This window comes from Thermodesulfobacteriota bacterium (genome assembly GCA_025062045.1).
Taxonomy (GTDB): Bacteria; Desulfobacterota; Syntrophorhabdia; order Syntrophorhabdales; family JANXAF01; genus JANXAF01.
Genome location: JANXAF010000005.1, coordinates 35,117 through 56,409 on the forward strand (window position 1 = coordinate 35,117; position 21,293 = coordinate 56,409).

Below are 21,293 nucleotides of genomic sequence, written 5' to 3' on the forward strand. Positions count from 1 at the left end.
CTTAAGGAACGATGACCAGTGATATGGCGTATGTCTTTTCGTGAGAGATACTTACGTTTTTAAAAAAACGTCCGTTATAAACTATGTATGGTTTACCGTTTTCATTTAAAACCCTTATCTCTCTTAGCGGGATCCTTTTCTCCATTGCCTTTATAAAGGCCTCTTTTGCCGCAAAGATACCCGAGATTGATTCAATGCGTCTTTTTTTCCGATCCACATACTTTCTTTCCTCGTCCGAAAGAATCCTACGTAGAAACCTTTCGCCGTAAAGAGTGAGAATCTTTTCTATTCTTTTTGTGTCAACAATGTCTATGCCCACCATCACTTAACTTCTCTGCGAGCTACTTCAATGATTTTGATCATATCCCGAACCGCTCTGTCGAGTCCTACAAACACGGCTCGGGCTATAATACTGTGTCCTATGCTGAGCTCCTCTATCTCCGGTATTTTTGCTATTTCAAATACGTTGTCGTAGTTTAAGCCATGTCCCGCGTGGACTTTAAGACCCTCTCTTTTTCCCTTTTTTGCGGCCTTTTTTATCCTTTCTAGTTCGAAAATCCTTTCTTCCTCCCTTAATGCGTCTGCGTACCTTCCGGTATGAATTTCTATCATTTGGGCTCCAATTAGGCGAGACGCCTCAATCTGTTCTTCCTCCGGATCAACAAAGAGGCTTACTTTTATCCCGGCATTTTTAATTCTTTCGACAGCTGATTTTATGTGGGGAAATAGACCTTTTACATCAAGACCACCCTCAGTTGTGAGTTCTTCCCTCCTTTCGGGAACCAGTGTGACCATATCAGGTTTTATCTTGGTGGCTATCTCTATCATCTCATCCGTTGCTGCCATTTCTAGGTTCAGCTTTGTCCTGACAACCTCCCTCAAAATTTTTAAATCGCGGTCTTTTATATGACGTCTGTCCTCTCTTAAGTGGACTATTATGCCAGAGGCTCCTGCCATTTCAACTATTCCCGCAGCATAAATGGGATCGGGATAGGGGGTCCTTCTTGCCTCCCTCAATGTTGCGACATGATCGATATTAACCATAAGCTTCATCTTTCCTCACCTCTCCTTACTAATTTGACCTTAACCGTGGATGGAAAGATGTTTTTTATAATCATCCCATTGGTATTTAGAAGAAGCTCTATTTCTTCCTCTTTGGCTTCTAGTCTACCTTTCGGCGGGTGCGTTTCAATTTCGCCTTTAGACCCTAGTGCTTTTTCTGCTCCCTCCACCTCCACAAACCTAGGGGTGTAGTCAAGGACAGAATATTTTTTTTCCAAATCATCACTGAGCCTAACTATGACTTTCATTCTTTTCTTTACAACCCTGTCCAGTTCGAAACTTACAGTGTCAGGACGAATATCTTCTAGTTTCAGACCTTTAGGCAAAATAACGTTCTTCTTTTCGATGTGGTATGTATGGTGACCTTCTCCGTATTCTCCTAAATTGATTTTAACCTTAAGTTCGCTTTTATTTAAACTTTTAAGCTCTCCGATTGGGCCTCGCACAGTCACAAACACGCCTTCCGGTTCAAGTTTGGTAACTATTGTGTCTTTCCTAAGCCCCTGAGCAACTATAGGCACGTAGACGCTTTCTCTGTCCTCCCCTATCGTGGTTATGGCAAGCCAAACTATAATGGCTATAATAACGGATATAATCTTTAGTCTAAGGTTCGAAAGTAAGCGTCTCTTAATCGATCGCATAAATTCACGATAAAAGCTCGTTTAAAATCCTTTTGAGTGCTTCCGGCTTCACATTTATTTCTAGGTTTCCTCTAACAGCATACGCAATATGGCCTCTTTCTTCTGAAACACATATAGCTATGGCGTCGGTTATCTCTGAGATCCCCAAAGCAGCCCTGTGCCTTGTCCCCAATCCTTTCGTACTTTCTTCATTCATGCTGAGAGGAAGGATACACTTTGCTGCTCTTATCCTTCCCTCCTTTATGATGACTGCTCCGTCGTGTAGCGGTGAACTTGGCTGAAATATGCTAAGGATCAATTCCGTATTAACCTCTGCATCGAGTCTTGTGCCGACCTCCATGAAATCTTCAAGTCCGACTTTCCTTTCAATAACTACCAAAGCTCCAATTTTGTGAGCACTAAGGATCGCTAACGCGTTTACAAGTTCATCAAAAAAAAGTGTAGCTTCAACATAGCTTATCCTTTTCAAAAAAGGGCTTCTACCTATTTCGAGAAGCATCCTTCTTATATCATCCTGAAAGATTATAACGACAATAAGAACGGCGTAAGTAAAGAAATTGTCAAGAATCCAGCTAGCCGCCGACAATTCAAGTTTTTTTGAGAGATAAAAAAAGCAAAAGAGGATAAGGAGACCAAAAAGGAGCTGAGCGGCTCTTGTCCCTTTAATAAAAAGGAGAACCTTGTAAACCAAAAACGCGATGATGATTATATCGAGAAAGTCCTGCCATCTTAGGTAAGAGATCATGAGGTTTTTATCGCGTGGACAAGGTCTACTACCTTTTTCGTCTCTTTTACATGGTGAACTCTCACAATATCTGCGCCATTCCATATGGAAATAGCAACACTCGCAAGTGTACCTGGTAATCTCTCAGTAAGGGGAGAATTAGTAACTACCCCGATAAAGCTTTTCATCGAAGTGCCTATAAGTATTGGTCTTCCAAACTCTTTAAAATCAGAGAGGCTTTTTAGAATTTTAAGATTGTCCTCAACTCTCTTACCAAAACCAATTCCCGGATCGATTATGATATTTTCCTCTCTTATCCCTTGGCTTTTGGCATACTCGATCCTTTCCCGGAAATACTCTTTTATCTCCCCTATAACGTCATCATAGTGAGGTGAAATCTGCATATCTTCGGGTCTCCCCTTTATATGCATTATCACTACCGGAACATCAAACTCGGCTGCCACTTTTGCCATGTCCTTGTCGAAGGAAAGACCGCTTATGTCATTTATGATATTTGCCCCTGCTTTTATCGCCTCGTAGGCGACCTTTGCTTTGTAAGTGTCTATTGAGATTGGGATATCAGAAAATTCCCTTATTTTTTTTATCACCGGGATCGTCCTTTTTAGTTCTTCTTCAAGGGGAACCCTCTGTGAGAACGGTCTTGTAGACTCACCGCCCACATCGACGATGTCAACCCCTTCATCAATCATCTCTTTCACGCGGGATATTGCCCTATCAAGCTCGAAATAGAGACCTCCGTCGTAGAAAGAATCTCCGGTTACGTTAAGTATGCCCATAATTTGGGGTCTCTTTTGGAACTTAAGACCTTTTTTCATCGAGACGGTCCTTTATGATTCGATCTATTTCGTTTCCGTCAAGGACTTCTTTTTCTAGCAACTTATTCGCGATTTCATGAAGGATGTCCAGACGTTCTTCTATAATCTTCTTGGCCTTTTCGTAACAGGATGTTACTATGCGTTTTATTTCCTCATCTATCTCCCTTGCTGTTTGCTCGCTAAAGTCCCTGTGACGTGCTATTTCTCTACCAAGAAATATATGTTCTTCATTTTTTCCGTAGCTCAAAGGCCCGAGTTTTTCACTCATACCCCATTCGCACACCATCTTTCTTGCCAGTTCGGTTGCCCTTTCTATATCGTTACCTGCACCTGTTGTCTCAATATTAAGGACCACCTTTTCCGCCGCCCTTCCTCCAAGAAGAATGGTTATGTTGTTCAAGAGGTAATCCTTTGAATACGTATGCCTGTCATCTATTGGTAGTTGCTGGGTTATTCCAAGAGCCCTACCCCTTGGGATGATAGTCACCTTGTGGATCGGATCGGTTCCGGGTAACATTTTGGCGACAAGAGCGTGTCCTGCTTCATGATAAGCCGTGTTTCTCCTCTCCTCGTACGGTATTATCATGCTTTTTCTTTCAACACCCATAAGCACCTTATCTTTTGCGTGCTCGAAGTCCTCCATCTCTATGTACTTTTTATTTCGCCTTGCCGCAATAAGCGCTGCCTCATTGACCAGGTTTTCGAGGTCAGCCCCGGAAAACCCAGGAGTTCCTCTAGCTATTACTGAAAGATCTACATCCGGTCCCAAAACCCTTTTTCTCGTGTGAACCCGAAGTATAGCTTCGCGGCCTTTCACGTCAGGTGTAGGAACAACAATTTGGCGGTCGAACCTTCCAGGTCTTAAAAGGGCTGGATCAAGAACATCGGGCCTATTTGTGGCAGAGATTACTATCACACCTTCATTCGACTCGAATCCATCCATTTCTACAAGGAGTTGGTTTAGAGTCTGCTCCCTTTCGTCGTGTCCACCACCTAAACCCGCACCTCTTTGTCTTCCCACCGCGTCAATTTCGTCAATGAAGATAATACACGGAGCATGCCTTTTCGCCTGGTTGAAGAGGTCCCTCACCCTGGATGCCCCAACGCCTACGAACATTTCAACAAAGTCTGAACCACTTATTGTGAAAAAAGGCACGTCTGCTTCCCCTGCTATTGCCCTTGCAAGCAAAGTTTTACCAGTTCCAGGCGGGCCCACAAGAAGCACTCCTTTGGGGATACGTCCTCCGAGTTTTGTAAACTTCTTTGGATTTTTTAGAAACTCTATAATCTCCTGGAGTTCTTCCTTGGCTTCTTCGATTCCTGCCACATCGTCAAACGTCACTTTATTCTCCTTACTGGTTATCATTCGTGCCCTACTCTTTCCAAAGGCGATAGCTCGTCCACCGCCTGACTGCATCTGCTTCATAAAGAAGATCCACACCCCAATCAAGAACAAAACTGGAAGCCAAGATATAAAGACGTTCTGCCAGAACGAAGACTCCTCACCAGGCTTTGCCTCTATTTTTACATTCTGCTTCCTCATGAGTTTTAAAAGTTCCGGATCTTCCGGGGCGTATGTTCTAAACTCCTTACCGTTATGGAAAACCCCCGTGATACTGTTTCCCTGTATTACAACCGAAGAGACAAGCCCTGCCTCTAAGGCCCCTACAAAATCAGAAAAAGGCAAATACTCTTTTGCTTTTTTCGGCCTGTTGTACAGGTTGAAGATAAGAAGGACAAGAATCAAAAGAACAAAAAATAAAAGTAGGTTTCTATTTAGCTGGTTGACTCCACCGTTTTTCGCCACATGTATATTTAACACGAATAGTCTTGTATTATCAACATGTTGGACTTATCTCTGAGTCCAAAACCTGAAGTTTTGTAGATCAGCGAGGAGCGCTAAAAGTATCTTTAAACGTTAACGAAAGGGCAGAAATAACACGTAGTCTTCTCTGAAAATTTCCAGGCTGCACCCGGAAAGACAAACGAGTGCAACCCGGATGAGGTGTCTTTTAGCTCTTTCTACTCGTTTTAGCCATAAAACTGGAAGGAATCTGCTTCACCTGATCGCTGTTGCAATTAGGACAGGTGATTTTTTCTTTTTCCCGTTCGGAGATACTTAGCACCTTGAAAAATTCGTGGTTACACTTTTCGCATCTGTACTCGTACGTTGGCATCGTCTAACCCTCCTTTTTCTTTGGTGCAAGAATATTATAAGTATGTCCCTTCCCGTTGTAAAGCGACTAATAAAAACGATATCCAAAAAAAGTTCGGACACTTGTTTCTGGACATGAATTCTAAACTTGACTATAGTTTGAGAAGCATCTTGGAAAAGGAGGCATATAATGCCTGGATACTTAAAGCGAGATTTTGAAACTTTTCCCACGCGTGCGATAAAGCGAGTCGAAAGACCGACAACAAAGATAGAAGACGAAAAAATCCAAAGAGTGAGTGAAAAGGAAAGCGGCTTCTCTAAAGCGGCTTTAGGAGATTATGGGCCCACAATACAAAAAGAGGTTAGAAGGTTTGTCTCAAAATACCCTCTTTCGGCTGCTTTATCTTCCTTTAGGTACGTCATGAGACCTTACGCCGGCGGAAATGTTTCACAAAAAGAGGCTCCCATCCCAAAGGATCCAGAATTACTCTCCAGACATATAAAAGAGGTTGCTTACTTCCTTAGGGCGGATGCCGTTGGTATCTGTGCATTGCCGCCATGGTCCGTATATAGTCGCAAATTCGATTTTATGGACCCTGAAGGAAAGGAAGAAATCTGTGAACTTAACCATAAATACGCAATAGTAATACTTGTAGATCAGGATTATAGAACATCTGTCGCATCAACCGGAAATGACTGGATAAGCAATTCGATGAGCATGATGGCATATGCGAGCTCCGGGTTCATAAGTATTATTCTTGCAGATTACATAAGAAGACTTGGCTTTCCCGCAAAAGCCCATTTCGCCCCTTTTTACGATGTTCTCGTTCCACCGCTTATTCTCCTTTCAGGTCTTGGAGAGCTAAGTAGGCTCGGCGACAGTGTAGTGCACCCGTTTCTCGGGCCAAGATTCAAGGCTAGCGTTGTCACAACAGACCTTCCTCTCGTGCCTGACAAACCCATAGACTTCGGGCTACAGGATTTTTGTACGAAATGTAAAAAATGCGCAAGGGCATGTCCAAGCAAGGCTATAAGTGATGGCTCGAAGGTAATGTACAATGGCTACGAAAGGTGGCCTTTTGATAAAGAAAGGTGTACTAAATTCAGGATCGGCAACCAGAAAGGTTCAGGGTGTGGTGTCTGTATAAAAGTCTGTCCGTGGAATAAACCCTACACGTTGATCCACAGGATCTTTGGACGGATAATTAGAAGATCCTCCATAGCAAGGCGATTGGCCATATGGGGAGATGACCTTTTAGGTTACGGAAAACCCGATTTACGGAAAAAATGGTGGTTCGACCTTGAAGAACGAGAAGGACTCATACAACTTCCAAAAGAAATGGAATAGTCAAGTGTGGCTTGAAAAACTACTTTGCACACGATAAGATGAGACCAAAGATTCCATGTTTGGAAGGATCCTCTTCATAAACCTTACGGAAAGGACTTACAAAGTAAGGGAGATAGGAAGAGAAATTTATCGTCACGTATTAGGTGGAAAAGGACTTGCCACGTACCTTCTCTTAGAGGAAAACCCATCCGGAATCGATCCCCTTTCCCCTCAAAACAAACTCGTAATAGCCTTGGGACCTGTCCAGGATACCCCCATTTGGGGATCGAGCAGGTACGGTGTTTTTACGAAGTCGCCTCTTACAGGGCTTTATGCAGAATCGTACTCCGGAGGAAGGGTTGCGGAATCTATGAGCAAGACGGGTTACGATGCCTTCGTTCTTGAGGGATCCTCTACTTTTCCAGTATTTCTCGAGATAAGCGATAAGGAGGTAATCTTTAGGGATGCTAAAGACATCTGGTCTTATGACACATTCAAATCGGAAGATGAAATAAGAAGAAGGATAGAGAGAAAAGACGCGGGCGTTATCGTTATAGGTCCGGCCGGTGAAAACCTTGTAAAATTCGCATCCATAGTTAACAACTACTGGAGATGCGCTGGAAGAACAGGTACCGGATGTGTCCTTGGATCTAAGAAGGTTAAAGGCTTAGCTTTTTACGGTTCTAAGAGAAGGCCAGTTGCTTATCCAGAAGAAGTAAAAGAACTGAGCAAAAGATGGCTTAAAGAAGGAAAAAATATGCCCTTTGTCCGGGCTTTTAAAACTTTTGGAACACCTGGGCTTGTCTCAATAATAAACAGTGTTGGGGCTTTCCCCTCTTATTACTGGCATACTGGAGAATTGGACGGTTGGGAAAGTATCTCGGCTGAGGCGCTCCATATGAACTTTAATGTAAGGGCTCGGGCTTGTAGTAAGTGCTTTATTGCCTGCGGAAGGTATACCCAGGTAACGGATGGAAAGTACGCCGGTTTAAAAATAGAAGGACCTGAATACGAAACGATCTATGCCTTCGGTGGGCTTTGCGGAATAAAAAGTCTGGAGGACATAATCTTTCTAAACGATATTTGTGACAGGCTCGGTATGGACTCCATCAGTGCTGGCAATCTTGTGGGGCTTACTATTGAGGCTTCACGCATGGGAAAAATAAAAGAAAAGATCGATTATGGAGAGACAGAAAAAATAGCGGAACTTCTCATAAAAATAGCAAAAAGAGAAGGAATAGGAGAGATACTGGCGGAAGGCGTAAAATTTGCGGCAAAAGAATGGAATTTAGAGGACATAGCAATTCATGTAAAAGGTCTTGAACCGGGAGGCTACGATCCGAGGTATTTTAAAGGTATGGCCCTCACGTATGCCACTTCTGACCGAGGTGCTTGCCACATGAGATCTACGGTTTTTAGGGCCGAGCTTTCAGGCATCATCTCGCCCCACGATATTGATAAAAAGGCTGAAGTAATGATCGATTTCGAGGATAGACACATACTAAAAGATTCTTTGATCGTATGCAGGTTTTACAGAGATATCTACATGTGGGATGAGATATCAGAGATCATAAAGGCTACTTTTGGGGAAAGCTTCGGCAAAGAGGACCTAAAAAAAGTTGCTTCCTCAATCAGGGACATGGTTAGGCTCTTTAATCTAAGGGAAGGGATGGGAGATGGGGAGGATACTTTACCTACGAGGTTCTTTACAGAGCCGATCGGCAAAGGTGAGTATGTCTTAAAAAGAGATGACTTTGAGAGGATGTTAAAGGACTATTACCGGATACGGGGTTGGGATGAAAGGGGAAGACCTACTCGTATTCCCCCCTTTCTTCGTAGATCCTATTAAAGTCCATTATATGGTACACATTCCAACCCTTTCTTTTGAGCCTTTTTGCTATAAATTTCCTGTGGCACCTGAAAAATAGCCTTTCACAGCAGAAAAACACTGTTTTTGAGGTTTTAGCGAGACTCTCTAGTATCTCCATACCTTCTTCAAATGTTTTTGTTAGAGCGTGGTTTTTATAGCCTTTCTTTCTTAATCCACCAAGTTCTTGGCCCAGATAAACGTATCTTATGCCTGATTCTTCTAATGCTTTAGATAACGTCTCTTTCATAAACTGTGGAAACCTTTTTGATCTGGGGATTCTGCGAACATCAACGGCGGTTTGTATTCCATAGGACAAAAGTAGATCTATAAATTCTTGGAGCGTGCGGCTACTGGTACCTACTGTGTAAATATCCTTTTTCACATCACTTTTACAGTCTTACAATTTTTTTCTTTTATCCACTCTTGACTGTTGACAATTAAGTTTCAATGCATAAAAATTTCAAGAAAAAAAGGAGAGTAACCATGGGTCAGGCAAAAGCAGTAACTGACGCGAATTTTAAAGAAGAAGTTTTAGAATCGGATATCCCTGTACTTGTCGATTTCTGGGCGAGCTGGTGTGGACCCTGCCAGATGATGGGACCTATAATAGACAAGCTGGCAGAGGAGTACGAAGGTAAAGTAAAGGTAGTAAAGCTCAACGTTGACGAAAACCCTCAAACGCCGGCAAAGTATGGGATTAGGGCCATACCAACCCTTATAATTTTCAAAAACGGAGAGATTATGGAGAGGATGGTAGGAGCACAACCCAAAACGGTGGTGGAAGAGGTGATAAAAAGGGTCGTCTGATGGAAGAAGAAAAGAAGCGGCTCTATTTTAGAAAAGTAGAGACTGAGCCTTACGCGAAACTTCTAAATATCAAACTCAAAGACGTGGACGAAGGTTATGCACTCTGCGAAATGGAGTATACTGAAAGGCTTGATAACATTTATGGAATTGCCCACGGAGGTGCCATATTCTCCCTTATAGATGAAGCCTTTGAGATCTCCTCAAACAGCTATCAGAATGTGGCTGTCGCCTTGAACATGAATGTCACGTATATCCGGGCCCCTAAAAAGAACACCATCCTTACTGCGGAATCTAAAGAAATCTATAGAACAAAAAGGACAGCCTCTTATTACATCACGGTTCGGGATGACGAAAATTTGCTCGCGGTATGTCAAGCGCTAGTCTACATCAAGGATAGAGAGATACCTTTCCTGGAAGAACTAAGGCAGAAAAAAGGGTAGCTCATTTTGGGAATATGATCATTCTCGCTTTTTTGTCTTTTTTCCCTTTAACTAATATCCTGTCCTCGTTCATGTAGTAAACGATCACATCACCTTTTAGTCTGTCCGGACCGGATATCACTAAAACTTCTCCTTTAAGGACTATTGTTGCGCCTTTGCTGTCAAATTCTGCTTCATTGCAAGTTGCGGTCCTTTGACCTTTGATTATTCTCACATTTCCTTTAGCGAAGACCTTTTCGATCTCCTTTCTGTCCTCGGAGAGATATGCCTCTAAGGTGTCGCAAAGAATGGTAAGATCCTCCTGTCTTAAAAGGACATTGCCCTCAAAAAAGACTCTCCTTTCTTTCTCGAAACCTTCCATTCTTTTGGCAAAAACTTCAACCCCTTTTTTTGGATCGAAAAACGTGAACTTTTCGGTAGGGTTCCTCTCTTCTTTCCGTATTTCCTCTGGTAATACCCTTTCTTTTCCTTCCCCTTTTGGATTCACTTCTTTATTTTTTGATCCTTTAAGACCGCCTCTTTGACTTTTTGACTGAGCTGCGTACGGACTTTTTGGGTATTCCTCCATAAGCCTGGCCCTATAGTACTCGCTTTTCTCTGTATTTCCCAGCTCGAAGTGGGCCTTACTTAAAAGAAATAGGGCTTTGTCGATTCTTTTCGAGTTTGGATAGTGTTTCAAGAGATACTCGAGTCTTAAAATACAGGCGTTGTATTCGTGAGTTCGAAAGTAGAATTCGGCAACGTAGAGTTCTCTCTCTGCCAGTTTCTCTTCGAGAAGTTTCTTTCTGTTTTCGGCTTCCTTCGCGTAGTGAAGGTGAGGAAAACGGCTCAAAAGGATAGTGTACTTTTCTAAAGCTTTATAGGTGTACTCTTGATCCCTTTCAAAAGAGAGGGACAATTTTTCGTAGCATTCTCCGCATTTTAGCAAGACGTAAGGGATATTCTCGTCGTTGGGAAAACTACTTGCAAAGTCTTCATAAAGCCTAGACGCTGCCATATAGTCCTTCTTCATAAAGTAGCAGTCTGCCATTTTAATGAGCGCATAGGGTGCAACAGGATCAAAAGGATAGTTTTCCCTTATCTGGGAGAAGTTACGAATTGCTCTATCGTACTTCTTCTGTTTCATAAGATTCACACCTTCAACGTAGAGATCATTTGCTAATCGGGTAGGTTTAGTCTGCTTTCCGGCACAGTAGCTGAAGAAAAAGGCAAACATGAGGATAAAAACGAGCTTCTTCATACTTTTGGGATTATAACAGAAAAGAGGAAAATGTGCTATGCTTTTGAAGATGGATTTGAGAAAGCTCATCCTTCTTGGAATAGAACATTACTGGGAAAAAACTTCTGGAGTCCTTATAGAGAAGTTAAACGCAATCGTGGTGGAGCTTCTAAGGTGGAAAAAACACATAAATTTGACAGGATTCAAAAATGAGGAGTCTGTAATAAAAAATTTAGTCTTCGAGGCCCTCTTTGTTCTTAAGTACCTTCGCGATCGGACAAGAATAGTCGATGCTGGGTCAGGATCGGGTATCATGGCTTTCGTTTTTGCTCTTTTTCTGCCCTCTGAAATTCTCTCTATTGAAAGAAACACAAAAAAGGCGACTTTCCAAAAGCACATAAAAAGACTAATTGACATTCCGAATCTTACTATACTTAATGGAGCAATTGAGGAAATAGAACCATTGGGCGCGGACGCTGTATTCGCGAAGGCTTTCGGCAAAACTGAAGCGATAGTAAAGAAGACCGACAAACACCTTTTGAAAATGGGGATTCTCCTTCTGCCCAAAGGAATAAAAGAAGAACCTCGAAAACTACCGAATTATATCCTCGAAAAAAACGAAGCATACGTCCTTTTTATGGGTAATAGACAAAGCAGACTTTTAATCTACAGAAAAATCCGTTGAGGAGGAGAAAATGAAGGCCAAGATAACGATAGGAAATGTCTCCGTTGAAGCCGAGTTTTTTAATACTCCATGTGCGAAGGCAATCTACGAGGCTCTTCCTCTTTATGCCGAAGTAAACGAGTGGGGGGACGAATTCTATTTTTCCATCCCTCTTAGGTTACCACTCGATGAGACGGCAACACGTGAAGTAGATGTGGGAGACATAGGTTACTGGCCACCTGGTAGCGCCATAGCGATCTTTTTCGGGCCAACTCCCATAAGCGAGGGAGAAAAACCCCGTCCCGCAAGCGAGGTAAACTTGATTGGGAAAGTTTTGCACGATCCAAAGGTACTTAGAATGGCAAAAGGTTCAAAGAGAATATCGATAGAGAGGATTCAGGGCCAGAATCTGTAAACCCACTATGGTCATATCCATAGCAAACCAGAAAGGTGGGGTAGGAAAAACAACCACCGCTATAAATCTCTCCGCTTCAATAGCAGTCTCGGAAAGGAAAGTTCTCCTCATAGACATGGATTCACAGTCAAATGCCACACAGGGACTAGGCATACTTTATAGCGAGTTGAGATCCAGTATATACGATGTCCTCATCGGGGAAAAAGAGATAAAGGAAGTGATAATGAGGACTGAGGTTCCGTATCTCGACATAATTCCATCCCATCCGGACCTTATCGGGGCTGAGGTGGAGCTTTTAGATTTTCCGGAAAAAGAGTCTATTCTTAAGAAACACTTAGAAATAGTAAAAGAGGAGTACGCATATATAGTCGTTGACTGTCCCCCGTCTCTCGGTCTTCTCACAATAAATGCTCTTGTCGGTTCTGATAGGGTTTTAATCCCTCTTCAGTGCGAATATTTCGCTTTGGAAGGCCTAGCCCTCCTTTTAAGAACAATAGCTGTCGTAAAAAGAAGGCTCAATCCCTCCCTAGATATTTTAGGGGTCCTCCTTACAATGTTCGACAAAAGGAACGCTCTTTCCTTTCGGGTCTTAGAAGAAGTAAAGAGGCACTTTTCAAAAGAGCTTTTCTCCACAATAATCCCCAGAAACGTAAGATTAAGTGAGGCAAGTAGCTATGGTAAACCTGTCCTTCTCTATGATATAAACTCCAAAGGCGCGGAAAGTTACCTCGATCTTGCAGCGGAAGTTATAGAAAGGAGCCCGAAGTGCAAAGAAAAGATCCCCTAGGAAGAGGGCTTAGGGCAATACTTAAGGATATAGACGAAAAATCTACCGTCCTTTTAGTTGCTGTAGAAAAGATTTTGCCCAATCCAAATCAGCCAAGGACCTCAATCGATGAGGAAAGCCTTTTTGGTCTCGCACAGTCGATAAAAGAGAAGGGTGTGCTGCAGCCCCTGCTTGTAAGAAAGAAGGGTGAAAATTATGAGCTTATAGCTGGAGAGAGAAGACTTAAGGCTTCAATTCTTGCCGGCCTTAAAGAGGTTCCAGTTATAGTGAGAGATGTCGATGATAAGGAGTCTTTGGAAATAGCTCTCATCGAGAACCTCCAGAGGGAAGATTTGAATCCTATAGAAGTGGCTAAGATTTACAAGAGATTTGTCGATGAACTAGGCTATACCCACGAAGAACTTGCAAAAAGAATAGGCGTTGAAAGGACCTCAGTAACAAACACAATTAGACTTCTCAAACTTCCAGAATGGGTGCAGGAAAAGATAAAAGAAGGTTACCTCTCTTCGGGTCACGGAAGAATCCTTCTGAGTCTAAAGGACGAAAATGAACAGAGAAGATTCGTTGAAAAGATCCTAAAGGAAAAAAGTTCTGTGAGAGACCTCGAAAGGGAAACGAGAAAGCTCACAAAGAAGGATTCGGAATTTATGACCATAGAAGATGATCTTTCAGAATACCTAAAGACAAAGGTCCAGATTACGTACAAAAACAGAAAAGGAAAGATCATCATAGAGTTCTTTAGTAAAGAAGACCTCTTTAGGCTTCTCGAGCTTATTAGGCCCTCTCGTATATGATCCCGTATCTTAGGCCTTTCGTCGAGACTTTTAGATATTCCGACTCGAAAAAGTCCATGATACATTTTAGGGCAAGAGTTCCTGAAAAAATCACGTCTGCCCTGCTTTTCTCGAGGGAAGGAAAATTCTCCTCTATCTCCTTGTAAGTCATTCTTTTCATCGTATCATAGAGTTCTTCTACGTCTTTTTTGGAAACTGTCATTCCGTGGATGAGTTTCTTGTCGAAATAACTTTTCTTTGTGAGTATACCCGCAAGGTTTGTGACAGTACCTCCAACCCCACATAGATCCTTTTTTTCCTTTTTAAGCCTTTCTTTTAAAATCCCACTAAGGTATTTTTCTGCATAAATCAGCATAGATTCATCCGGGGGATCGGTTTTAAAGAACACCTCCTTTAACTTCACAACACCAAAAGGAAAAGAGAAAAACCTCTCCATCTTTTTATTCTTTCCGTAAATCACTTCTGTACTCCCACCGCCCAGATCAAGGATGATCTCGTCTTTATATTCCAATTCCTCATCCATAACCACCGATAAGAAGCTATAAAAAGCCTCCTTTTTTTCGCTTAAAATCTCGGGTTCTATCCCTATTTTGTCCTTCACTCGTTTCAGAAATACATCTCTATTTTTCGCTTCCCTTAGCACCGCTGTTCCGAAAATGAATCTTTTTTCTACACCCTCTCTAGCTAAAAGCTCGTTGTATTTCTCAAGTACCAAGAGTGTCCGCAAAATAGCCTCATCTTTTAAGATGCCAGAACTAGTTAAGTTTTCTCCAAGCCTAGGGACTTCCGAGATATCCAGTATCTCTTTAAAGAAGGAAGACTCCTTTTCGAGAATCAGAAGGAGGACTGAATTTGTACCAATGTCAATGGAACCATATTTCATTTCTTACTTTAATTGGAATTTCTTTCAAACTGGTCTCTGAAGGTCTCTTTAAACTTTTTTATGATTCTATTCTCTAACTGTCTTACCCTCTCCCTCGAAATATTGAACCGTTCTCCTATTTCCTGGAGAGTGAGAGGTTCTTCCGCTAAAATTCTCTGTTCAAAAATGAATCTTTCTTTCTCGCTCAGTTTACTTTTAAAATCCTCAACCTTTCTCTGAAATATCTCCTTTTCCTCTTTCTCCGAGACCTTTTCTTCTATATTGTCCTCCACTCCCATAAAGTCCATTAATGTGTCGGTTCCGTCTTCGTTGATCGGCGTCTCAAGGGATATGTCAGCTGCGGAAAGTCTTTTTTCCATATCCTCAATCTCTTCCTCTTTTACATCGAGTGTGCTTGCAAGAAGCTTCGGTGCAGGAAAGATACCTAAGGCCTCGAGCCTTTGTCTTTCCTTATTTAGCTTGTAAAAGAGCTTTCTCTGGCTCTGGGTAGTGCCAATCTTCACGAGGCTCCAAGTTTCCATTATGTACTTTAATATGTATGCTCTAATCCAATAAGACGCGTAAGTTGAGAATTTGGTTCCCTTATACGGATTATACTTTTTGACCGCATGCAGAAGACCTACGTTTCCCTCTTGTATGAGATCAAGGATATTCTGATATACCGTGTAGTATTCGAGGGCTATTTTTATCACAAGCCTAAGGTTCGAAATCACAAGCTTTTGAGCAGCCTCTTTATCCTTATACTTGTAAACCCTCTCTGCAAGCTTAAACTCCTCTTCCTTCGATAAAACCGGGTACTTTGAGATTTCATGTAAGTACTTCTTTAAAGGATCGAATGGTATGGGTAAGCTCTCTTCCTCTCTTTTTTCCCCACCTTCGATATCTTCAATCTCTTGCGTCGTTAATTCATCGAACATTTCTGAAATACTCTCCCCTTTCTTTAATTAGTTCTGCAACTATACTTACGGCAACTTCTTGCGGTGTTTCAGAGTTTATCTCGATACCGATAGGTGCGTGGACTCTTTTTAGGAGTGCCTCATCGTAGCCTTTGGCTCTTAAGTACTCAAAAACTGCTCTTACTTTCCTTTTCGAACCTATCATTCCCACATAGCGGAACGGTCTTTTTAACACTTCCTCCAGACATAAGGTGTCTGACTTGTGGCCCCTCGTTACTATTACTACGTACTCTTCGCCTGTAAAACTCAGGAGATCAAAAGACTCTTCGAAGGGAACTGCGTAGACGGCCTCCGCATCAGGAAAATTCTCCTTTTTTGCAAATTCCCCGGAGTCGTCTATCACTATTACTGAAAAATCGACAAGGCTTGCAATTTTGACCAAGTATTTCGACACATGTCCCGCGCCAAATACGTATAACTGGGATCTCACCTGAAGGGGGATGATGAAGCTCGAAATATCTACTTCAATAGGCTTTTTTGCATTTATATTTTTTTCTAGAAGTACTCTTTCCGCCTCGCTTAAGGCATCACCAACTAGTCTTCCGTCCGACGTAAAAAGGGATTTTGAGTAGTTTGGCTTCAATTTTACATAAAATACTCCTTTTTTTCTTTCGGTGAGCAGTTTTTTTGCTTCCTCGTAGATCCCAAGATGGCCAAGAAGTACTGGCTCTATAAGAACATCCACATTACCGCCACAGAGCATACCTTCGTCCTCGACAGATTTTGCGTCCAACCTGTATCCAAAAAGATCGGGTTTCTTCTCCATAAATACCGATTCCGATCTTATCTTCACTTCTCTTTCTAAACTTCCACCCCCAATAGTCCCGAATGTAGTTCCGTCCTCTCCAAGAAACATGGTAGCTCCCTCTCCTCTGGGAGACGAACCGATCCTCTTTACTATTGTAGCCAGTAAACCCGATCTTTCAGTTCTCAGATATTCAACTATCCCTTTATAAACTTCAAGTGACATCTTCTTTTCCCCTTATATCAGGCAAAAAATGGAGTATCGCCTCGAGCACTCCACCACCAATCGCCCTTGCCTTATCGGAAATCGTATTAAGATATCGGGCATCCATCCTGGGATCAATATCTCCAATCTTTTCGTTTTCCGAAACCTCTATCTCCCTAATGAGACCTCTTAGGATCCCATCTATCTCTGAAAAGACAGGTGTTTTATCAACATACATGACAATCTCACCTTTCTTTATCCGATCTCCGATTTTCTTTACATGCTTTACAACACCGCTGCATGGTGCCCTAAGAACTCTTTCTGTGGTATAACCCAAAACAGGTGACGGAACTTTTGTGTGAGGTTCGGCTTCCCCGTTATAGATAACCTTCCCTAAAAAGTGACCTCTTTGGCTTTCTATAACCGCATGACAGTTTTCTGGAGCTCTAAACCCGGGCCCAATACCAATAACGATTGGTTCATCCTTTATCTTTCCTTCCGTATATTTTTTAATCATTCTCGCATCGACAACAACATGGGGATTCAAACTTGCAATGGAGCTAGAAGACGGATCTACTATGACTCCGATCATCCCCTGATCCCAAACCTTTTGCACTTCTTCAATGGATCTTAAAAAGAGAGCTTTAACTCCCTCTACCTCCCATTGCCCTTCATATATTGCTTCACAAAATGAAACCGTCCTCCGAATGCATAAAGGGTTTGGAAGCTCGGTCATAAGGATCTTCTTTATCCCAGCCATAAAGAGCCTGTGGGCTATTCCAGAAGCCATCTCTCCTGCACCTTTTATTACGACCTTTAGCTCTCTGTAATCGATAGGCCCCATCACATTCCCTTTCCGAAATAACATATTGGATAGTGGCACGATTCACAGTTATAGCATAATCCACCATACGATAAAGACGCGATATCCTTCTTATCCAATTTTTCAAATCTTTCCCCTGCAAGAATCCGCGCAAAAATGATGTCGAAGGCAGTATTTTTGTTATAATAGATGCAAGCAGGAGCACCTAGTATGTATCTTTCTCCGTAAGAAGCTAAAAGGAACATGGCTCCAGGAAAGATGGGCGTACCATAAAACAGTATTTTTGCTCCCGAAGCTTCAATTGCCTCTTTCGTCACATCATCCGGATCAACAGAGAGACCTCCTGTTGTAACAACGATTTCTGCACCTTTATCAAAAAGTTCAACTATAGACCCCTTTATCAATGCCACATTATCGGGAACCACCCTTTTTTCTAAAATCTCGCACCCCATTTTTTTTATCTTCTCTTCCACAACCGGTGATCCGTCTTCCACCCTGCCTAAAAAGATTTCAGATCCTGTCACTACCAACCCCACTTTGGCCTTTACGAAAGGCTGAATCCTCATTACCCCTTTCTTTCCCATCCTTTCTACCTGTTTTAGACTCTTCTCATCTATGTAGAGCGGGACAATTCTTGTTGCGGCAATGACGTCATTTCTTTTGACAGGGTGTCTATTGGGCAATGTGGTAAAAAGTACACCTTCTACGAGATTAATCCTAAGAAGCATCCTTTTATCTACGTAGAAGAGGCCATCTATTTTGCTCCTTATGGAGACCCTCCCTTCCTTTGGAGGGTCGTAATCCATATGTTCGTTTATCATAGCCTTCGCTATGCGGACTGCAGCCTCATCTTCGTGGATTCCTTCTTCTTTTCCGTCAAAGACGTACACGTAAGTTTTTCCTAGATCGAGAAGCTTTTTTACGTCATTTTTTTCGATTCTCTGTCCTTTTCGGAATGCAACGTCTTTTTTTTTGCCAGGTATTATCTCAGTTATGTCGTGGGCAAGGATCATCCCGACTGCTTCATCAACTCTAACCTTTCTCAAGTTTTACCTCCATTTTTTCAATCTTTCCGAGATCCTCAGGGGTGTCGATGTCGGTAAGAACTCCTTCGTCTGCGGATATATATACAACATTTTCTCTTTCTCTTTCTATGACGTACCTAAGCCCCACATCCCCTCTCACATCGGAAATCCTTTTTAGATACCATCCCGGTCCTATAAGGATCGGATGTCCTCTTTTTCCTTCATAGACCGGAATGACTATGTGCGGTGTCTTTTTTGAAGAGACTTTTTTCATGTACTTTATAAGGTCCGGCCTCACTAAGGGTTTGTCCGCAAGATGGATGAATGTTTCGTCTTCGTCTCCAATGTATGAGATGCCGATGCGGATGGAAGAAGATATACCTTCATAATAATTCGGGTTATTTATAATCACTACCGGGTAAGGCTTAAGAACTCTTGCAACTTTTTCGCTTTCGTGTCCTACAACGATTAGGATCTCGTCTACGCACTGAGAAACCAAAAACGGCCTAAGCGCCAATTCAACGATTGTCGCTTGGCCTACCCTTTGGACGAGTTTTTGTGATCCAAACCTCTTTGAGAGACCAGCGGCAAGGATAATCGCAAAAAAACGTTTTTTCATGAAGGGATCTCTTAGAAAACTTCCGCAGAAAAGACATATATATTTGCCTTATCCGACTTCCAAGCGTCTTTCGGCAATCCCGCTTTATAACACGTATGCTCCAAAAATTCGGTTCTGTCCCAACCGTATTCAAGAGCCACCTGAGGTAGAAGGAGACCTGATGCTCCTTGCATCTCAATATAAAGCCCGTGTTTTCCAACCTCAATCTCTTCTATGGTTTTTATTTTTCTCATCGGACTCAGAACAGAAATTTCGAGCTCGATATCTTTCCACTCTTCCTTGGAGAGAGGTGGAAATCTCGGATCATGAAATGCCGCCTCAACTGCCACTTCTTCCACCGTTTTGTGAAGTGGAAGATATCCCCTTATGTATCCTATACAGCCTCGAAGTTCACCTCCTTTTTTCAAGGTCACAAAAGCCCCTCTTTTTTCCGTTAGAGATTCGGGTATGTTTATCTCTTTGGTGCTTTTTCCAAAGAGTTTCCTTTCTATTGCAGATCTTGCTATCTCTTTAAGTATTTTTCTTTCTTCATCGGTAAGTTTTCGCTCAGCCATTCCCTACCTCACAAAAACAGCGGACAAATAACCAACAACCGCGCTTTTGTCACCTGAAACATCTCCCGAATTCGCGTATTTTAGAACCAAACCTTTAGTCGCTCCGAACATTTGGGAAAGGAGCATCACTGTGATCATGGGTCCACCTCCACACGCCTCGTAGGTCTCACTCTCAAAATCTTTCTGAATCCCTTCCACATCAAATGATTCAATGTGTCTCACAACGATCTTATCGAGCATGAGGGCCTTTTCGTACGGATAGTAGTGAGAAAGGTCTGTACTCGCAAGAAAAAGCACCTTTTTCGTTTCCCCTTTTAGCGCCGAAAAGATTGAGTCTTTCGCCTCTGTCCAGATCTCTCTTCTCTGAGCTCCCATAATCATGGGGACAATTTTAAACTCCTTTAGCACAACTTGCAAAAATGGGATCTGCACTTCCAGCGAGTGTTCTCCAAGGTGGGCCTCATAGTTCGATTCGAAAACTCGCATATTCGATGAGAGGATCTTCTCCGCAAGTTCCTCATCCACGGAAACTACCCCAAAAGGAGTACGGTAACCTCCTCTGTCCATAATTGCGATTTTTTGAAAATAGAGTCTGTGGCTCGGGGCAATAATAACCACAGTATCGTATCTCTTTCCCAAAATTGCTTTAAATCCATAAGCGGCAACCTGGCCAGAATACATATAACCCGCATGGGGCGAGACAATTCCCACAACATCGCCTTCAATCTTTTCGATCCTTGCGTTTTCCAAATATCTCTCTATTGTTTTTTTGAGAGTTGAAGGATTATCGGGGTAAAAAGATCCGCTTACGCTCGGTTCTCTTATGTATCCCACACTCTCATTAATTATACCACAGAACTTTTTCTTTTTAGATTAAAAAGGAGTCTTTTTACTTTTTCGCCAACCTCAGCAATCGATCGGACAACCTCAATACCAGCCTCCTCTAAAATTCTTATCTTTGCAGCTGCATCTTCGCTTCCTCCCGAAATGATGGCTCCCGCATGGCCCATCCTCTTTTCCCTTGGGGCTCCATAACCGGCTATATAGGCGCAGAGGGGTTTCCGCATAGAGCTTCTATAAAAGTGTGCCGCCTCCTCTTCCATATTACCACCTATCTCACCGATAAGAACCACAAGTTCAGTCTCCTCGTCCTCCTCAAAAAGGGAAAGCACGTCAATAAATCGCATTCCCACAATGGGGTCACCCCCGATTCCAATGCAAGTTGATTGTCCAATATCTAAAGCCGTAAGCTGACTTACGACCTCGTATGTTAGTGTGCCACTCCTAGAGACGACACCTACATTCCCCTTTTTATGGATGTAATCCACCATAACACCAACTTTGGCCTTCCCCGGTGATATTACACCGGGTGTGTTAGGGCCTATGATGAATGCGTCTTTCTCTTTGGCAAATTTTTTAAGAATGAGCATATCATGGACGGGAACGCCTTCTGTTATGCAAACGACTGTCTTTATACCCGCATCTATGGCTTCAAAGATTGCATCCTTAACATAGGCTTGTGAAACGAAAATACAAGAAAAGGTTGCCCCTTCACTCTTTACAGCTTCGTAGACAGAACCAAAGACTGGAATCCCCAAAAAGTAATGCCCTTTTTTCTTAGGTGAAACACCAGCAACTACTTTTGTACCATATTGGATCATCCTTTCCGTATGAAATGCCCCTTCTTTTCCAGTAATGCCTTGAACGACAACCCTTGTGTTTTCGTCTAAGAGGATGCTCATT

General features: G+C 42.4%; 26 protein-coding genes. 8 read left to right on the top strand and 18 right to left on the bottom strand.

Annotation, left to right across the window (positions count from 1 at the left end):
• Position 1 precedes the first annotated feature (1 nt).
• From acpS to NZ583_04915, 7 genes are all read right to left on the bottom strand, one after another.
• Positions 2-322 (bottom strand): holo-ACP synthase, encoded by a 321-nt coding sequence (acpS, locus tag NZ583_04885; GenBank protein MCS7280947.1) that lies wholly within the window; start codon positions 320-322, stop codon positions 2-4.
• Complete coding sequence (locus NZ583_04890) at positions 322-1,053, bottom strand: pyridoxine 5'-phosphate synthase (protein MCS7280948.1); 732 nt, start codon at positions 1,051-1,053, stop codon at positions 322-324. The genes acpS and NZ583_04890 overlap by 1 nt, the downstream gene beginning before the upstream one ends.
• Positions 1,050-1,703, bottom strand: coding sequence for a CdaR family protein (locus NZ583_04895; GenBank protein MCS7280949.1), 654 nt, complete (start codon positions 1,701-1,703; stop codon positions 1,050-1,052). The genes NZ583_04890 and NZ583_04895 overlap by 4 nt, the downstream gene beginning before the upstream one ends.
• Positions 1,704-1,707: 4 nt before the next feature.
• The gene (gene cdaA, locus NZ583_04900) at positions 1,708-2,448 is read right to left on the bottom strand and encodes a diadenylate cyclase CdaA (GenBank protein MCS7280950.1); all 741 of its coding nucleotides are present in this window, start codon (positions 2,446-2,448) and stop codon (positions 1,708-1,710) included.
• Positions 2,445-3,263 carry a dihydropteroate synthase gene (folP, locus tag NZ583_04905; protein MCS7280951.1) on the bottom strand — a complete coding sequence of 273 codons (819 nt, stop codon included), beginning with the start codon at positions 3,261-3,263 and terminating at the stop codon, positions 2,445-2,447. Before folP ends, cdaA begins: the two co-directional genes overlap by 4 nt.
• Complete coding sequence (gene ftsH / locus NZ583_04910; GenBank protein ID MCS7280952.1) at positions 3,247-5,070, bottom strand: ATP-dependent zinc metalloprotease FtsH; 1,824 nt, start codon at positions 5,068-5,070, stop codon at positions 3,247-3,249. Before ftsH ends, folP begins: the two co-directional genes overlap by 17 nt.
• 205 nt (positions 5,071-5,275) lie before the next feature.
• The gene (locus NZ583_04915) at positions 5,276-5,440 is read right to left on the bottom strand and encodes a zinc ribbon domain-containing protein (GenBank protein ID MCS7280953.1); all 165 of its coding nucleotides are present in this window, start codon (positions 5,438-5,440) and stop codon (positions 5,276-5,278) included.
• A 168-nt stretch (positions 5,441-5,608) separates the two neighbouring features.
• On the opposite strand from NZ583_04915, the gene NZ583_04920 reads away from it, so the two are divergent.
• Complete coding sequence (locus NZ583_04920) at positions 5,609-6,766, top strand: reductive dehalogenase (protein ID MCS7280954.1); 1,158 nt, start codon at positions 5,609-5,611, stop codon at positions 6,764-6,766.
• 55 nt (positions 6,767-6,821) lie between these two features.
• Complete coding sequence (locus NZ583_04925; GenBank protein MCS7280955.1) at positions 6,822-8,594, top strand: aldehyde ferredoxin oxidoreductase family protein; 1,773 nt, start codon at positions 6,822-6,824, stop codon at positions 8,592-8,594.
• Here the strand turns inward: NZ583_04925 and NZ583_04930 are convergent.
• The gene (locus tag NZ583_04930; GenBank protein MCS7280956.1) at positions 8,557-8,997 is read right to left on the bottom strand and encodes a DUF488 domain-containing protein; all 441 of its coding nucleotides are present in this window, start codon (positions 8,995-8,997) and stop codon (positions 8,557-8,559) included. The two genes, NZ583_04925 and NZ583_04930, sit on opposite strands and share 38 nt — an antisense overlap.
• A gap of 101 nt (positions 8,998-9,098) precedes the next feature.
• On the opposite strand from NZ583_04930, the gene trxA reads away from it, so the two are divergent.
• Entirely contained in the window at positions 9,099-9,422 is a 324-nt protein-coding gene (gene trxA, locus NZ583_04935) for a thioredoxin (GenBank protein ID MCS7280957.1), read from the top strand.
• A complete protein-coding gene (locus tag NZ583_04940) occupies positions 9,422-9,862 on the top strand; it encodes a PaaI family thioesterase (protein ID MCS7280958.1) in 441 nt (146 codons plus the stop codon). Before trxA ends, NZ583_04940 begins: the two co-directional genes overlap by 1 nt.
• Position 9,863: 1 nt before the next feature.
• Here NZ583_04940 and bamD read toward each other — a convergent pair whose 3' ends face one another.
• Positions 9,864-11,102: an outer membrane protein assembly factor BamD gene (bamD, locus tag NZ583_04945; protein MCS7280959.1), complete on the bottom strand. Its 1,239-nt coding sequence runs from the start codon at positions 11,100-11,102 to the stop codon at positions 9,864-9,866.
• A 37-nt stretch (positions 11,103-11,139) separates the two neighbouring features.
• Here bamD and NZ583_04950 point away from each other — a divergent pair, with 37 nt between their 5' ends.
• The 4 genes from NZ583_04950 to NZ583_04965 are packed head-to-tail and all read left to right on the top strand — an operon-like array spanning position 11,140 to position 13,741.
• On the top strand, positions 11,140-11,766 hold the full coding sequence (locus tag NZ583_04950; protein MCS7280960.1) for a class I SAM-dependent methyltransferase: 627 nt from the start codon (positions 11,140-11,142) through the stop codon (positions 11,764-11,766).
• 10 nt (positions 11,767-11,776) lie between these two features.
• Positions 11,777-12,160, top strand: a complete 384-nt coding sequence (locus tag NZ583_04955) for a cyclophilin-like fold protein (GenBank protein ID MCS7280961.1) — start codon at positions 11,777-11,779, stop codon at positions 12,158-12,160.
• A 7-nt stretch (positions 12,161-12,167) separates the two neighbouring features.
• The gene (locus NZ583_04960; GenBank protein ID MCS7280962.1) at positions 12,168-12,947 is read left to right on the top strand and encodes an AAA family ATPase; all 780 of its coding nucleotides are present in this window, start codon (positions 12,168-12,170) and stop codon (positions 12,945-12,947) included.
• Positions 12,926-13,741 carry a ParB/RepB/Spo0J family partition protein gene (locus NZ583_04965; GenBank protein ID MCS7280963.1) on the top strand — a complete coding sequence of 272 codons (816 nt, stop codon included), beginning with the start codon at positions 12,926-12,928 and terminating at the stop codon, positions 13,739-13,741. Before NZ583_04960 ends, NZ583_04965 begins: the two co-directional genes overlap by 22 nt.
• Here the strand turns inward: NZ583_04965 and NZ583_04970 are convergent.
• The 9 genes from NZ583_04970 to sucD are packed head-to-tail and all read right to left on the bottom strand — an operon-like array spanning position 13,722 to position 21,292.
• Positions 13,722-14,624: a Ppx/GppA family phosphatase gene (locus tag NZ583_04970; GenBank protein ID MCS7280964.1), complete on the bottom strand. Its 903-nt coding sequence runs from the start codon at positions 14,622-14,624 to the stop codon at positions 13,722-13,724. The two genes, NZ583_04965 and NZ583_04970, sit on opposite strands and share 20 nt — an antisense overlap.
• Before the next feature lie 8 nt (positions 14,625-14,632).
• Positions 14,633-15,541 (bottom strand): RNA polymerase factor sigma-32, encoded by a 909-nt coding sequence (locus NZ583_04975; GenBank protein ID MCS7280965.1) that lies wholly within the window; start codon positions 15,539-15,541, stop codon positions 14,633-14,635.
• On the bottom strand, positions 15,531-16,550 hold the full coding sequence (locus NZ583_04980; protein ID MCS7280966.1) for an XdhC family protein: 1,020 nt from the start codon (positions 16,548-16,550) through the stop codon (positions 15,531-15,533). The genes NZ583_04975 and NZ583_04980 overlap by 11 nt, the downstream gene beginning before the upstream one ends.
• Entirely contained in the window at positions 16,540-17,373 is an 834-nt protein-coding gene (gene yqeB / locus NZ583_04985; GenBank protein ID MCS7280967.1) for a selenium-dependent molybdenum cofactor biosynthesis protein YqeB, read from the bottom strand. The genes NZ583_04980 and yqeB overlap by 11 nt, the downstream gene beginning before the upstream one ends.
• Complete coding sequence (locus tag NZ583_04990; protein MCS7280968.1) at positions 17,373-18,398, bottom strand: molybdopterin-binding protein; 1,026 nt, start codon at positions 18,396-18,398, stop codon at positions 17,373-17,375. The genes yqeB and NZ583_04990 overlap by 1 nt, the downstream gene beginning before the upstream one ends.
• Positions 18,385-18,996 carry a nucleotidyltransferase family protein gene (locus NZ583_04995; GenBank protein MCS7280969.1) on the bottom strand — a complete coding sequence of 204 codons (612 nt, stop codon included), beginning with the start codon at positions 18,994-18,996 and terminating at the stop codon, positions 18,385-18,387. Before NZ583_04995 ends, NZ583_04990 begins: the two co-directional genes overlap by 14 nt.
• Before the next feature lie 11 nt (positions 18,997-19,007).
• Complete coding sequence (gene amrA / locus NZ583_05000) at positions 19,008-19,550, bottom strand: AmmeMemoRadiSam system protein A (GenBank protein MCS7280970.1); 543 nt, start codon at positions 19,548-19,550, stop codon at positions 19,008-19,010.
• 3 nt (positions 19,551-19,553) lie between these two features.
• Positions 19,554-20,384, bottom strand: a complete 831-nt coding sequence (amrB, locus tag NZ583_05005; GenBank protein ID MCS7280971.1) for an AmmeMemoRadiSam system protein B — start codon at positions 20,382-20,384, stop codon at positions 19,554-19,556.
• An 11-nt stretch (positions 20,385-20,395) separates the two neighbouring features.
• Positions 20,396-21,292 carry a succinate--CoA ligase subunit alpha gene (gene sucD / locus NZ583_05010; protein MCS7280972.1) on the bottom strand — a complete coding sequence of 299 codons (897 nt, stop codon included), beginning with the start codon at positions 21,290-21,292 and terminating at the stop codon, positions 20,396-20,398.
• Between the last annotated feature and the right edge of the window lies 1 nt (position 21,293).